This window comes from Marinibactrum halimedae (assembly GCF_021234875.1).
GTDB classification, from domain to species: domain Bacteria; phylum Pseudomonadota; class Gammaproteobacteria; order Pseudomonadales; family Cellvibrionaceae; genus Marinibactrum; species Marinibactrum halimedae.
The window spans coordinates 92,302-107,018 of the sequence record NZ_JAJQVM010000020.1 but is presented as its reverse complement, the minus strand read 5'-3'; the positions used below and the strand labels follow the sequence as shown (position 1 = coordinate 107,018).

The window sequence follows — 14,717 nt, the reverse complement described above, 5'->3', positions numbered from 1 at the left end:
TGTTTTGCATCACGAAATAAAAATTCAATTTGGAAGCGAGCTTTGTAATACTGGATAATTTTCATTGCATCTAAATGAACATCCGTTGAAAACAGCAATGCCTTACCCTTTTTTCCATTGACGTCCCAACGCAACATCACCAATTTAATGGGCCGTTTTAACGTTTTGCTGTGGACAATTTCACTATAAACCTCTTCACCATTCTCTAATATTCCATCATGATGAAAACGCAGTAATTCATGATCGAAATTCACCTTTCCATCATATTTTTGAGGCCTCCCTTTACCTCGATAATTACCTTGATACAGCCATTGTAGGTCAGCATCGATTCGCAATTTTCCAACCACATTCAATCCTGACTTCACGACCGGCGAGACAAATTTACTTTTGCTGTAATACGCATCCGCAACCAAGTAATGAATACCTCTCTTTTTCAGTCGCGGCCTTTGTGCAACCGCCTGTTCGGCATACAAATCCACCCGAGATTTACCCTTGTGCTCCAAGGTTTGTTGTGCTTCTAGCGCATAAGCAGTGTTCGATTTTAGATGAACAATACGGTGAGGCCAGTTGTAACGGCGGTATTTTGGCATGGTAGTCTCCTTTGGGTGGAGACAGTAGGTTATTGGTTTGGAAGGTGGGGTTGTAGGAGGTTGTTGGTTTGGCGTTTACGGTGATGTTGCGTTGGGACGTCAATGGAAAAAAGAGTAAGGCATTACTGTTTTCAACGGATATTCGTTTAGATGCAATGAAGATTATCCAGTATTACAAAGCTCGCTTTCAAATTGAATTTTTATTTCATGATGCAAAACAGCATACCGGTTTGGTTGATTGCCAGTCTAGAAAAAAGAAGCAATTCACACTCAGACAAATGCTGCTTTATCGGCATCGAATATCCTCAAGATTGAGAATCGATTGGGTAAAGAAACCAATGAGGAAAGTGTCATTTCAATTGCCAGCTGGAAGCGTAAAAAGTTCAATAACACATGATGGATAGGGTTTTTGATGACTTAGAATTAAGCAGAAATTGTAAAAAAGTGGCAGCGATTTACCAACATTATAGTGAATATGGGGTAATCGCTGCTTAAAAGTGTCTACAGTATTGTTAAGTGAACAGCATTGCGATAAAAATCGCGGCTTTTTAGAAGCAACAAGTCCATCAAGCTACTCAATATCAGCCAATGAATTCAATAAAGCTTCCATATTAGACATATCTTCTCTGGAAGCACTTTGCTTCAGCTGCGCTTGTACCGAGCGTAATTCTTGAGGCGACATATCCTCTGACGAGCCCATTGAAACCGACGCTAACTTAACAATGGCCACATCACCATTAGACAGCTCTAGGCTTTCAATCACCGCTTCATCATTCAAAGGTTTAGGCAGAGAAAACACCTTTGAAACCAGACCTATTGCCAGACCTGGAGTTTGACGAGTCGTGTCTTTACTCTCTTTAAACTCCAATTCTTTTTCTTTAGCCAAGTCAGAAACAGAGGCGCCCTTCTGTAATTCGGCAATCAGCGTTTGTGCTTCAGAGTTTAACTTTTCTAAGGATTTATCCGCTTTAAGTTTCGTCAAAATTTCATCAGACACTTCCTCTAAAGGTTTAACCGCTTCAGGAAAGTGCTCTTTCACACGAACGACCACTGCGGTTCGCTCGTCTAACTCAACAACATCACTGGTGTAACCATTAGCCAACACATCTTCACTAAAAGCCACTTCCACTACCGCTGGATTACGAGCCAACCCTACACCACCTTTACGATCAAAGCGCTCAGACACCCAAAGTTCAACACCCAGTGATTTTGCCACTTCATCTAAGCTTTCTGCGTTATATGAAAGCTCTTTCAAACGCTCCAAATCCTGAATGAAACGCTCTTCCGCTTCACTGTTTTTTAAATCCTGAGCAATACGTAAACGAGCTTCTTCAAAAGTGGGTGGCGTCGTTTCTTCGACTTCCAAGACCTTGATAATATGTGTACCAAATTCCGTTTCTACCGGATCAGATACTTCACCTTCAGCCATCGACGCCACTTGCGCTTCAAATTCATCCGCAAAGGCATCCCCTGTGGTATAACCAAGATCACCACCGTTGTCTTTACTGCCAAAATCATCCGATAAGCTCTTCGCCACTTCCTCAAAGGCTTCGCCATCGGCTAATTTCTGTTGAATCTCGGTGATACGCTGCTCTGCGTTTTCACTATCTGCCTCAACCAGAATATGAGCAACACGTCTACGAGTAGACTGTTCAAACACTTCAACTTCTTGTTCGTATTGCTCTCGAATTTGCTCATCATCAATCTCAATAGATTGAGCAATGGCTTCCGTGCTCAATTCAACGGCCTCGATAACAACAGACTCTTCACGGACAAATTGAGATTGGTTTTCTCCGTAATAGCCTTGGATTTCTGACTCATCCACTTCAATGGATGCTTCTACTTTATCTTTGGTCAGCATGACATATTCAAAATCACGCTTTTGTTTACTCAACTCCGTGACCATTTTTTCTTCTAATGCCGTAACAAAGCCAGATGCCGAAATACCATTAGAAAATTGACCTAACACCACTTCTTCCGCCAGTAATTTTTTATAACTCGCCGGTGTGTAACCCATATTTCGTAAACTTTGAAGGAAAATATTTTGATCGAATTTTCCTTCAACATTAAACTGGCCACTTTGTAAAATAATCTCATCTAAAGCGCTGTTACTCACTCCCATTCCATTGTCCATGGCGGCCTGTTTAAGAAGCGCTTGCTCTACAAGAGACTTTAAAACAGGCTCACGTAAACGCTCGTCGCTAAACATATCAGCTGGAAGGTTTTCACCAAACTGAGCCATTAACTGGCGACGTTGTACTAAAATTGCGCGATCAAGCTCTATTTGTGTAATTTCTTCTCCGTTCACTACCGCTACAGGTTGAGTACTTGGGTTACTCGTAAACAGAGAGTCCACACCAAATAGAACAAACGGTATACAAATCAAACCGACTAAGATGGTAGCAACCGTTCCCTTCAGGTTATCGCGAAAGCTTTGCAGCATGACCTACCCCAATAAAAGTGTTTCGGTAAGATAATGACTTACCCGTATGTTTTAATTTTAATCAATCGTTACAAATTCCAACGCGAATTCTACTCTAATGTGTTTACAGTAGTGAATGAGAAATGCGGAATTTCTTCGCCAGCGTATCGCTTAGATAGAAGAAAGGCGTATCGAGTGACACGCCTTTTTAGATTGACACGTTTTACGGACGGAGATTAGCCGTTCACTGCGTCCTTCAATGCCTTACCTGCTTTAAAGCTTGGAATTTTAGCTGCTGCAATTTCGATTGGGTCTCCAGTTTGAGGGTTGCGGCCTGTTCTTGCCGCACGATCCTTAACGCTAAAGGTACCAAAACCAACCAATACCACCTGATCTCCATCTTTCAGAGCACCTGTAACGGTGTCTACCATTGCGTCAAGCGCTCTTCCCGCTGCTGCCTTTGGAATGTCTGCAGACGCCGCAATGGCTTCGATTAGCTCTGATTTATTCACACTGAACCCCTCATTATTTGATTCGTTTTTTTGAATTACTTTCCTGATCAGCCTTTGGCTTTCTCTATTCCCCGCAGACCAGTAAATACGGGGCCTACAAGCGAATAGAGATTTATACCAACAGTCTGTTGGCGGGTCAAGGAACTGTATATTTAAAACTTTGTATAAAGTGGCCCGCTGGCCAACAAACCATCAAAGTGTTGCATCAGTGATGCTTGGCTTGCTCAATTTTCAACCCCTGACTCGCTGCACGCTCTTCAAGTGCTCGATATTCTTCATCCGATAATGGCTCAGGCATATGCTGCAACGCAATTTCTAATACTTGATCAATCCATTTCACCGGGCGAACATCTAAATCCGCTTTAATATTGTCAGGGATTTCTTTGAGATCCCGTTCGTTATCCGCAGGAATAAGCACTGTTTTAATTCCGCCTCGATGAGCCGCTAAAAGCTTCTCTTTTAATCCACCGATTTTCAGCACTTCCCCACGAAGAGTGATTTCACCGGTCATCGCCACATCTGCCCGAACTGGAATATTTGTAAGAACACTCACTAATGCTGTACACATCGCAATGCCCGCACTAGGCCCATCTTTTGGTGTTGCGCCTTCAGGAACATGAATATGTAAATCGGTCTCTTCAGGGTAGTTTGGAGCAATACCTAATACTTGAGCACGAGAGCGAACTACGGTCATTGCAGCTTGAATAGACTCCTGCATCACATCACCGAGGGAGCCTGTTTTTACCAAGCGCCCTTTGCCTTTAATAGCAGCAGATTCAATGGTCAATAATTCACCACCAACCTGTGTCCAAGCCAACCCGGTCACTTGGCCAATTTGGTTTTCTTCTTCCGCTACACCATAATCAAAACGCTTAACGCCCAAGTACTCTTCCAGCTTCTCGATACCTACAGCTGCACACGTCGACGACTTCTGTTTAACGTGCTCTGTCACGACTTTACGACAAATTTTTGCTATTTCACGATCCAGGCCACGAACACCAGCTTCTCGAGTGTAATAACGAATAATGTCTCGAATGGCTTCTTCGGAGACACTGATTTCGTTAGCCTTCAAGCCATTACGAGATATTTGTTTTGGAATGAGGTAACGAGTAGAAATATTGACTTTTTCATCTTCGGTATAGCCAGGGATGCGAATCACTTCCATCCGGTCCAAAAGAGGACCTGGAATATTCATGGAGTTAGATGTGCAAATGAACATTACATCGGACAAGTCATAATCCACTTCCAAATAATGGTCATTAAAGCTGGTGTTTTGCTCCGGATCCAATACCTCAAGTAAGGCTGAAGCGGGATCGCCACGGTGATCCATACCCATTTTGTCAATTTCATCCAATAAGAACAGTGGGTTTTTCACTCCTGCTTTGGACATTTTCTGGATCAACTTACCCGGCAATGATCCTATGTAAGTGCGTCGATGACCTCGAATTTCAGCTTCATCTCTTACCCCACCCAACGCCATACGAACAAACTTACGATTGGTCGCACGAGCAATGGATTCACCTAATGAGGTTTTACCCACACCTGGAGGTCCAACCAAGCATAACACCGGGCCTTTGATTTTTTTGACGCGCTTTTGTACCGCCAAATACTCCAGAATGCGCTTCTTTACTTCCTCTAGGCCATAATGGTCTTGCTCCAGAATTTCTTCTGCTCGGTTTAACTCATTACGAACCTTACTGCGTTTCTTCCAGGGTACATTCAACATCCACTCCACATAGGAACGAACAACAGAGGCCTCCGCAGACATAGGAGACATCATTTTCAATTTGGCCAATTCCGCTCTGGCTTTCTCCTCCGCCTCTTTGGGCATACCAGATTCGGCAATTTTGCGTTCTAAATCTTCCGGCTCACCTTGCTCGTCACCCATATCCCCCAATTCACGCTGAATTGCCTTCATTTGCTCATTGAGGTAGTACTCGCGCTGGCTTTTCTCCATCTGCTTTTTCACGCGACCACGGATACGTTTTTCCACTTGAAACAAATCAATTTCTGCCTCAATGAGACCGAGAATGTGCTCTAAGCGTTGACGCACATCCACCATTTCTAGAATTTCTTGCTTTTGAGGTAAATCGAGCGACATGTGAGCCACAATGGTATCGGCCAAGCGTCCTGGCTCATCAATACCTGAAAGTGATGTCATTACCTCTGCCGGGACTTTCTTACTGAGGTTAACGTATTGCTCAAACAGCCCCATTGCCGTTCTAACAAGCACCTCAGCCTCTCTCTCAGGGATTTCATCTGGAGCCAACACATTAACGTTAGCCTTGTAGTAGGCACCTTCGTCAGAAATTCCTACAATGTTAGCGCGATCACCACCTTCAACGAGCACCTTGACGGTTCCATCAGGGAGCTTCAAAAGCTGTAAAACCGTAGAAACCGTACCAACATCAAAGAGTTTATCGGGGCCAGGATCATCATCGGCGGCATTTTTTTGTGCTAGCAGCAATACTTGCTTGTCTGCAGCCATTGCTTGCTCTAGAGCTTCAATAGACTTTTCGCGACCAACAAACAGTGGTATTACCATGTGTGGATAAACCACAACATCACGCAAAGGCAACAGTGGCAAGTCAGTTGTAGTGACACTGGAATCTTCGGAAACCATAATTCTTATCTGCCTCTTAACAGTCAGTGCTTGAAAGGCCGCTTAACATCCTGGCAGCCTTATAAGGGCTTACGCCCTGTGGGCTTTATAGAAGAGTGGGGCTAGATTTAAAGAATTACAAGCTAAGCCACTCTTTTTTTCCAATCATGAAAATACAAAAGGCCCATAATGGGCCTTTTGAACAGTTTAGTTCGAAAATCGAATTAGTCTTCAGAACTAGCTTTTTGGGTTTCAGAACTTTCATAAACCAAAAGCGGGTCTGATTCACCTTTGATTACACTCTCATCAACAACCACTTTAGACACATTTTCTGCCGATGGGATTTCATACATCGTATCCAAAAGGACATTCTCCATAATAGAACGTAATCCCCGAGCACCTGTGCGTCTTTCCATTGCTCGCTCTGCCACTGCATCGAGAGCTTCTGGGCGAAAGTCAATCTCTACACCTTCCAGCTCAAATAGCTTACCGTATTGCTTAGTGAGAGCATTTTTGGGTTCCGTCAAGATTTGTACAAGGGCTTCCTTATTTAGCTCTTCCAATGTTGCAATGACAGGTAAGCGACCGACAAACTCTGGAATCAATCCATATTTCACTAGATCTTCCGCCTCTAGCTCTTTTAGGGCCTCACCAAAGTTCTTATCATCATCTTTACTTTTTACTTCCGCACCAAAGCCAATACCGCCCTTCTCAGAACGATCCCGAATCACTTTGTCTAGGCCTGCAAAGGCACCACCACAGATGAACAATATGTTAGAGGTATCTACCTGTAAGAATTCTTGCTGCGGATGTTTTCGGCCCCCTTGAGGAGGAACGGAAGCAACAGTCCCCTCTATCAACTTAAGTAGCGCCTGCTGAACACCTTCGCCGGATACATCACGTGTAATGGACGGATTGTCTGATTTGCGAGAAATTTTATCAATTTCATCAATATAGACGATACCTTGTTGAGCTCGATCCACATCATAATCACACTTCTGCAGAAGCTTTTGAATGATGTTTTCAACATCTTCACCCACATAACCTGCTTCAGTTAATGTTGTTGCATCAGCAATCGTAAAAGGGACATTCAATAGTCGAGCTAGTGTCTCGGCCAGTAATGTCTTACCGCTACCCGTAGGACCCACAAGCAATATGTTACTTTTGCTTAACTCAATATCGTTCTTATCTTTTTTGCCTTCACCAAATCTCAAACGCTTATAGTGGTTATATACCGCTACCGCTAAAACTCGTTTAGCACGTTTTTGACCGATTACATATTGATCAAGGGTTTTAGCAATTTCTTCCGGTGTCGGTAGACGATCACTACTGCCTTCAGTGGTATTTTCTTGTATTTCTTCACGAATAATGTCGTTACACAAATCGACACACTCGTCACAGATAAACACGGAAGGACCCGCAATGAGCTTTCTTACCTCATGCTGACTCTTGCCACAAAAAGAGCAATACAAGAGTTTTCCGTTGTCGTCGGTTTTATCGTTACCGTGATCGGACATTAAACCACTCCATTTCTCAAGCTAGATTGCCATTCTAATATAATCTTATTAAAACGACTTTGTAAAAGGTGAATCAAATCATCATTAAGAATCAAAAGTAAGCGCTTACACTAAACAATAATCGCTAAAAATAATAGTCACTGATTCATCAGATAATGCTGTTTTGCTAAGACCAATTCACCTTCGCTATAGTATCAATTTAAGCTGGCATTGAGCGACGTTCAACAACCTTATCAACCAACCCATATTCTGCCGATTCCGCAGCACTCATAAAGTTGTCTCGCTCTGTATCTTTTTCAATGGTCTCGATACTTTGACCTGTATGTTCGGCCATTAATTCATTCAGCCTCGAGCGAATTTTCAAAATCTCTTGCGCTTGGATATGAATATCAGACGCCTGCCCTTGTGCACCGCCACTGGGTTGATGAATCATAGTACGAGCATTAGGCAAACAATAACGCTTCCCCTTTGCACCTGCGGTAAGTAAAAAGGCACCCATACTGCATGCTTGACCAATACACATTGTGCTGACATCAGGCTTAATAAACTGCATGGTATCGTAAATAGAGAGTCCAGCCGTCACCGAACCACCCGGTGAATTAATATACAAATGGATATCTTTATCCGGGTTTTCTGCTTCCAGAAAGAGAAGTTGGGCAACGACAAGATTCGCCATATGATCCTCGACTTGCCCAACTAGGAAGATAATCCGCTCTTTTAGCAATCTGGAATAAATATCAAAAGATCGCTCACCACGGGCGGTTTGCTCAATAACCATCGGCACTAAACCAGTGGCGTAAATATCACTGGCTCTATTGTTGTTGTGAAATTCGGACATGAGACCTTTGCTTTCCTTACTCGTTTCGTGGATCTTTCAAGATTAACTACGTTAAGTCAGCTTAACTCGACTACATTAGTTATTCCAGTTTCATCGTACCAACAAAAACGCCGCGATAAACGCGGCGTTTTCTTCTACGAAAGCAACAATACTTATTGTTCCTGTTGAGGCTTGATAACATCCTCGTAGGTACTTTGCTCTTCGTTAACGGTCGCTACTGATAATATATGGTCGACAACCTGATCTTCCAACACTACCGACTCAACACTAGCCAATAATTGTTGGTTACTGAAATAATAATCAATGACTTCTGATGGCTCTTGGTAAGTTGAAGCAATTTCTTCCACCATCGACTTAACACGATCTTGATCAACTTTGATGTCTTGTTTTTTCACAATTTCACCAACAATCAAACCAAGGGCCACTCTACGCTTACCTTGCTCTTCGAACATGCTGTCTGGAAGAATGGAACGCAAATCCATTTTTTGAGCACTTTCACCAAATTGTTGCGCCATCTGCGCTCTAAGGCCATCGATCTCAGCATCGATTAATGCCTTTGGCATTTCCACTTCATTAGCATCGACTAGCTTATCCATCACTTGAGTTTTAAGCTTATTCTTTGCCGCATTCTTAAGCTCACGCTCCATGTTGCTCTTTACTTCGGTACGAAAGACTGTTTCGTCATCTGTTTCAATACCAAACTTATTGAACAACTCTTCATTAAGCTCAGGGAGGGTTTGCTCTGAAACCTCTTTAACGGTTACCTCAAACGTCACCGCTGCGCCTTTTAGGTCTTCTGCGTGATAATCATCAGGGAAGGTCAAATCAAGAGATTTTTTATCCCCAGCTTTGGCGCCCTCAAGGCCTGACTCAAAGCCAGGAATCATTTGGCCAGAGCCCAATATCAACTTCTGATCTTCACCTTTACCGCCAGCGAACTCTTCGCCATCTTTGGTGCCAACGAAATCGATGAGCACTTGGTCACCATCATTGGCAGCACGCTCAACAACATCCCAAGTACCTTGCTGCTTACGAAGAATGTCGATCATTTTCTCGACGTCTTCATCACCAACCTCAGCGATCAATTTGGTGATTTCAAAGGCACTCATGTCAGCAACATCCACTTCTGGATACACTTCGAACGTTGCTACATACTCAAAATCTTTGCCTTCGGCCGTCTCAGTAGGCTCGATAGAAGGCTGACCAGCTGGTTTAACGTCTTTTTCTTTTACGGCATCGTAAAAAGAACGATTGATAAGTTCGCCCATTACTTCCTGACGAACACTGGCACCAAAGCGTTGCTTAACAACTTTCAATGGCACTTTACCTTTTCGGAACCCGTTGAGACGCACGGTTTTTGCGGCCTCTTTCAGGCGCTTTTCCACCTCGCCGTCGAACTGTTCAGCGGGGATACCTACGGTTAAACGACGCTCAAGGCCGGAAGTCGCTTCAATTGAGACCTGCATGTTATTCCTCTGAATGACTATTGATGAGAGGCTTTCTCTATATTATTCACTGTTGAATCTATTCCACAGATTCTCTATCGAGTTAGTGGTAATCGACTCTAATTTTCAGCCTCTTAAATACACGAAAAGCTGGACACCCGAAGGGGCCCAGCTTCCTGAAATATGGTGCGGACGGAGAGACTCGAACTCTCACACCTTGCGGCACCAGAACCTAAACCTGGCGTGTATACCAATTTCACCACGTCCGCATACTTTAGGACGGTACAACCTAGCACTTTTAAATGCAAGGGTTGCACCTAACCTGTTGATTAACAACGACTTTCATTTTCAACAGGACTGCCCCTGAAAAAGCGGAGCTGATTCTGCCACAGCTGATATTACGGTTCAACAAAAGATTAAGTAGATTTCCATAAAAACTTAATGTCCGGGCTTCAAATAGCCAATTTATCTTTATTTGAGCCCTTGGATTACTCAAATGTAACCGTGCCAAACCTATATCGCCTGTGACGTGTAATCAAGCCAATGTGCAAGCTAAAGTCGCTCTACTAGCGTCGCAATACCCTGCCCCAGCCCAATACACATGGTGGAAATACCAAATTTGCCGCCCCTTTCAGACATCACCGATAACAAAGTGCCCGTAATTCTCACCCCAGAACAACCGAATGGGTGCCCCAATGCAATGGCACCGCCATATAAGTTAACTTTATCTTCCATGACATCGAGTAAATCTAGATCTTTAAGTACGGGCAATGCTTGACCTGCAAACGCTTCATTCAGCTCAACAAAATCAATATCGGAGATAGACATATCTTGCTGAGCAAGAAGTTTCTTCACAGCGGGCACAGGACCATACCCCATAATGGAAGGGTCTACACCTGCCAAAGTCAGATCACGAATGACCGCTACGGGCTTCAACCCCAGCTTATCAGCCTGCTCTGCTGACATCACCAGCATGACAGACGCCCCATCACTCACCTGAGACGAAGTACCAGCCGTAATTTTCCCACCCTTTGGATTGAAGACCGGACGCAAGCCCGATAACCCCTCGACGGTCGTCTCTGGCCGGATAGTTTGATCTTTATCAATCATCATAGGCGCACCATGCTCATCATGCCCTGGCGTTGGAATAATCTCTTGGCGAAACAAACCCGACTCAGTTGCATTAGCCGCCAATTGGTGGGAGCGACATGCGAATTCATCCATTTGCTCTCGAGTGATGCCATGCAAAGTGGATAAATACTCGGCCGTCAATCCCATTGAACCCGCCGCTTTAGCCACTGACAAGCCCATCAATGGGTTAGGATTTAAACTTTCATTCATATCCACATGACCCATATGTTCTACACCACCAACGACATACACATCACCAATACCAGCACGAATATTCGCCGTTGCCATATGCAAGGCGGACATAGAAGAACCACAAAGTCGGTTCACAGTTTGACCGGGTATCGTATGTGGTAATTGAGCACGTAAAATAATATTTCGAGCTATGTTAAAACCTTGCTCTTCGCGCTGCATTACACAACCCCAGATGACATCATCAATCGATTCAGGGCTCACCACCTCATTTCTTCCCAACAAAGCATTGATGATGTGAGCACTTAGATCGTCCGCTCGCTGATGACGAAAACAACCATTTTTAGAGCGACCCATCGGCGTTCGCCCGTAGTCAATTATCACAGCATCTCTTGGTGATACACTCATTTTTATCTTCTCCAGTTACTCGCCACACTAAGGCTCTAATAGTAAGACTCGTTCTTCTCGGCCTTATCCAACATTCCCGCCGTCGACTGATAAAGAGGGCTCAAGTTTTCGAAAGACGACGCCATCTCGCAAATTTTGTCGACACCCAAGTCATCCATCCAGCGGAACACACCTCCGCGAAATGGAGGGAACCCTAACCCATACAGAAGGGCCATATCCGCCTCAGCCGGGCTGGCGACAATACCCTCCTCTAAACAACGCGCAATTTCCGTTGCCATCGGTAGCATCATGCGCGCAACAATATCGTCTGGGCCAAGTTCTGTGGCAGAAGAAACATGAGGCGCTAGCAGTGATAAAGCTTCCTCACTCACTACTTTCTTTGGTTTTCCACGCTTATCTTTTTGATAATCGTAAAACCCTTTTCCATTTTTCTGCCCTAAGCGTTCGTTTTCGTACATAACATCCATAGCAGCTTTAAAGGTTTTTCCCATACGATCTGGGAAACCTTCCGATAAGACAGTTTCACAATGTACAGCGGTATCCATTCCAATCACGTCCAGCAAATAGGCTGGCCCCATAGGCCACCCCCAATTCTCCATGGCTTTATCAATGGCCTGATAAGACACCCCGTCTCGAACCAACATTGAAAAACCAGCAAAGTAGGGAAACAAAACACGATTAATCAAAAAACCAGGGCAATCATTCACCACAATCGCCTTTTTACCCATGGCCTGTGCACAAGCAACGGTGCGAGCTACTGTGGACTCTGAGGTTTTTGCACCACGTATCACCTCAACCAACGGCATCGCATGTACCGGGTTGAAGAAATGCATACCACAGAAGTTTTCCGGGCGATTCAATGACTCGGCAAGATAATCAATTGAAATGGTAGAGGTATTAGAAGCCACCACACAGCCATCACTGACCCGACTTTCTACATCCGCCAGAACGGCATGCTTCACCTTGGGATTTTCAACAACGGCTTCAATCACGATGTCAGAACCTATCTCAGCATCCAAAGTCAAAGTGGGTGTAATACGATTGAGCACACCCGCCATACCGTCTGCTTTCATCTTTCCACGATTAACTCTCTTAGTCAGCAGCTTGGCCGCTTCACTCATGCCCAAATCCAGTCCAGACTGAGCAATGTCTTTCATTGACACATTCAGCCCCTTCAGCGCCGCCTGGTAGGCAATACCCCCTCCCATAATCCCAGCACCCAAGACCAGCGTGTCGGAAACTGACTGATCAGACTGCTTCGCCATGTCTTTTGCTTTCTTAACGATGTATTGGTCACTCAGAAAAACGCCCACCAGCGCTTGCGCGGCACTTGTTAAGGCCATTTTGGTGAAACCATCGGTTTCCAAAGGCAACGCCTCATCACGACCTAATTTTGCCGAGCGCTCAATAACCTTAATTGCCTCCATGGGGGCGGGATAATGCTTCCCCGCTTGCGCCCCAACAAAACCCTTCGAGGTTTCAAACGCCATCATGGATTCAATATCATTGAAAGACAGAGGCTGAAGCTTTCTCTCCCGACGAGTTTTGTAGTCCAACTCACCGGACATACAACGACGCAACGTGATTAATGCCGACTCTCTTAATGATTCAACCGCGACCACGCCATCCACAACACCGGCCGTCAACGCATCATTCGCCCTGTTATCACTGCCCGAGCAAATCCACTCCACTGCCGTCGGAACACCTGCAATTCGGGGTAAGCGACATGTTCCGCCCCACCCAGGAATCAACCCTAACTTTGTTTCAGGTAAACCAACCCGGGCATCCTCTGCGGCAATACGAAAATCACACGAGAGAGCAAACTCCAACCCACCACCGAGCGCAAACCCAGAGATAGCAACCACCGTAGGCACGGGTAAATCTTCCAAGCGGTTAAAATTATCGAGGTTTTTCTTAAGGTGAGCCTTGATCGCCAGAGCCCCACCCTTGAATACGGATGTGAATTCGGTAATGTCAGCACCGACGATAAAGGCCGACTTGCCACTGGTAACAAGCACACCTTTCAAACCAGGGTGAGCCTCTATCTTAGACAGTGCTGAGCCCAGCTCAGATACCGTTGTATCATCAAATTTATTGACCGATCCCTCGGCATTAAAAAGCAGTTCTACAACACCTGACTCGATTTCTTGAACTTGTAACGCTTTACCCTCAAAAATCATAAAGCCCTCACTTTTGTAATTGTCATTTTTTCTCATAGAGGTAGGCCTAAGCATGCATCACCATTATTCTAAAACAAATTTAAAACAATCGTTTGAATTTAAACAGTCATTGCCCCTGGCTGCAACACTGGCTGCAACAACTGAACACCGGGCAAACACATCCCACTAAAAAACCAAAGCGGGAAATCATTCGCCTGTTACAGAGGTATCCACTGCTCGACTTTGAAGATAATAGCTCAATGCAATAATGCATGGCTCTTCACTCAGATTACGTATGCGATACGGTCTTAGCGCACACAAATAAAACCCATCGCCGGGGCCCATTAACGAAGAGTCGACCCCCACCGTTAATTCGATCGCCCCAGAAAAAACAACGCCAGCGCGATCTTCATCCGCAGTAATCAAGCTACTTCCCGTATCTGACCCAGGTGGCAATGATTGCCACTCCATCGATAAACCTCTATTAGGCTTATCAAACCCCACAAGCTTTGAAATAACCCCTTGAACACCAGAATTTGGCATGGAATTGTGAGGGTAAAAACACCGAGCCTGAGCTTTAAGGTCGAGACTGAAGAAATCAGCCAATGAAATAGGAATGCCATCGAGCACCTTTTTCAAAGACGCCACAGAGGGGCTTATGCGACCTTGCTCCATTTGAGAAATTGCACTATTTGTGACACCTGCACGACGCGCCAATTGACGTTGCGACCAACCCCTCACATCACGGATAAAGCGCAGGCGCTCACCAATATCTTTAGACATACTTTCCTCTTGTCGATTTTCCCAGCGACTCAAACCATAAAACGAACCACTCACGCACACTCAAAAGCGTGAACCCTTTGACAACTCGCGCACTGGCGCCACAAAAAGAGGTGACCGCATG

Annotated in this window: 10 protein-coding genes, 1 tRNA gene and 1 pseudogene; 1 reads left to right on the top strand and 11 read right to left on the bottom strand. The window is 44.7% G+C overall.

Annotated elements, in window-relative coordinates; translation table 11 throughout:
• Window positions 1-590: pseudogene (locus LU351_RS12735) on the bottom strand (hypothetical protein); the annotation flags it as partial.
• 68 nt (window positions 591-658) lie between these two features.
• On the opposite strand from LU351_RS12735, the gene LU351_RS12730 reads away from it, so the two are divergent.
• Window positions 659-994: a transposase gene (locus tag LU351_RS12730; protein WP_232594456.1), complete on the top strand. Its 336-nt coding sequence runs from the start codon at window positions 659-661 to the stop codon at window positions 992-994.
• 167 nt (window positions 995-1,161) lie between these two features.
• On the opposite strand, the gene LU351_RS12725 is transcribed toward LU351_RS12730, so the two are convergent.
• The 10 genes from LU351_RS12725 to LU351_RS12680 form a co-directional block, all read right to left on the bottom strand.
• Complete coding sequence (locus tag LU351_RS12725; protein WP_232594455.1) at window positions 1,162-3,033, bottom strand: SurA N-terminal domain-containing protein; 1,872 nt, start codon at window positions 3,031-3,033, stop codon at window positions 1,162-1,164.
• Between the two features lie 215 nt (window positions 3,034-3,248).
• Window positions 3,249-3,524: an HU family DNA-binding protein gene (locus LU351_RS12720; protein ID WP_232594454.1), complete on the bottom strand. Its 276-nt coding sequence runs from the start codon at window positions 3,522-3,524 to the stop codon at window positions 3,249-3,251.
• 205 nt (window positions 3,525-3,729) lie between these two features.
• The gene (lon, locus tag LU351_RS12715) at window positions 3,730-6,147 is read right to left on the bottom strand and encodes an endopeptidase La (protein ID WP_232594453.1); all 2,418 of its coding nucleotides are present in this window, start codon (window positions 6,145-6,147) and stop codon (window positions 3,730-3,732) included.
• 203 nt (window positions 6,148-6,350) lie between these two features.
• Window positions 6,351-7,643, bottom strand: coding sequence for an ATP-dependent Clp protease ATP-binding subunit ClpX (gene clpX / locus LU351_RS12710; protein WP_232594452.1), 1,293 nt, complete (start codon window positions 7,641-7,643; stop codon window positions 6,351-6,353).
• 199 nt (window positions 7,644-7,842) lie between these two features.
• Window positions 7,843-8,481, bottom strand: coding sequence for an ATP-dependent Clp endopeptidase proteolytic subunit ClpP (clpP, locus tag LU351_RS12705; protein WP_269783447.1), 639 nt, complete (start codon window positions 8,479-8,481; stop codon window positions 7,843-7,845).
• A 152-nt stretch (window positions 8,482-8,633) separates the two neighbouring features.
• The gene (tig, locus tag LU351_RS12700; protein WP_232594451.1) at window positions 8,634-9,947 is read right to left on the bottom strand and encodes a trigger factor; all 1,314 of its coding nucleotides are present in this window, start codon (window positions 9,945-9,947) and stop codon (window positions 8,634-8,636) included.
• 163 nt (window positions 9,948-10,110) lie between these two features.
• Window positions 10,111-10,195 (bottom strand) — tRNA-Leu (locus LU351_RS12695).
• Between the two features lie 283 nt (window positions 10,196-10,478).
• On the bottom strand, window positions 10,479-11,654 hold the full coding sequence (gene fadA, locus LU351_RS12690) for an acetyl-CoA C-acyltransferase FadA (RefSeq protein WP_232594450.1): 1,176 nt from the start codon (window positions 11,652-11,654) through the stop codon (window positions 10,479-10,481).
• Window positions 11,655-11,689: 35 nt separating this feature from the next.
• Entirely contained in the window at window positions 11,690-13,834 is a 2,145-nt protein-coding gene (gene fadB / locus LU351_RS12685; protein ID WP_232594460.1) for a fatty acid oxidation complex subunit alpha FadB, read from the bottom strand.
• Between the two features lie 186 nt (window positions 13,835-14,020).
• Window positions 14,021-14,596, bottom strand: coding sequence for a helix-turn-helix domain-containing protein (locus LU351_RS12680; RefSeq protein ID WP_232594449.1), 576 nt, complete (start codon window positions 14,594-14,596; stop codon window positions 14,021-14,023).
• Between the last annotated feature and the right edge of the window lie 121 nt (window positions 14,597-14,717).

Coding starts and splice junctions, on each gene's coding strand:
- LU351_RS12680 (WP_232594449.1), bottom strand. CDS start 14,596: ATGTCTAAAGATATTGGTGAGCGCCTGCGCTTTATCCGTGATGTGAGG.
- lon (WP_232594453.1), bottom strand. CDS start 6,147: ATGGTTTCCGAAGATTCCAGTGTCACTACAACTGACTTGCCACTGTTG.
- tig (WP_232594451.1), bottom strand. CDS start 9,947: ATGCAGGTCTCAATTGAAGCGACTTCCGGCCTTGAGCGTCGTTTAACC.
- clpX (WP_232594452.1), bottom strand. CDS start 7,643: ATGTCCGATCACGGTAACGATAAAACCGACGACAACGGAAAACTCTTG.
- LU351_RS12725 (WP_232594455.1), bottom strand. CDS start 3,033: ATGCTGCAAAGCTTTCGCGATAACCTGAAGGGAACGGTTGCTACCATC.
- fadA (WP_232594450.1), bottom strand. CDS start 11,654: ATGAGTGTATCACCAAGAGATGCTGTGATAATTGACTACGGGCGAACG.
- fadB (WP_232594460.1), bottom strand. CDS start 13,834: ATGATTTTTGAGGGTAAAGCGTTACAAGTTCAAGAAATCGAGTCAGGT.
- clpP (WP_269783447.1), bottom strand. CDS start 8,481: ATGTCCGAATTTCACAACAACAATAGAGCCAGTGATATTTACGCCACT.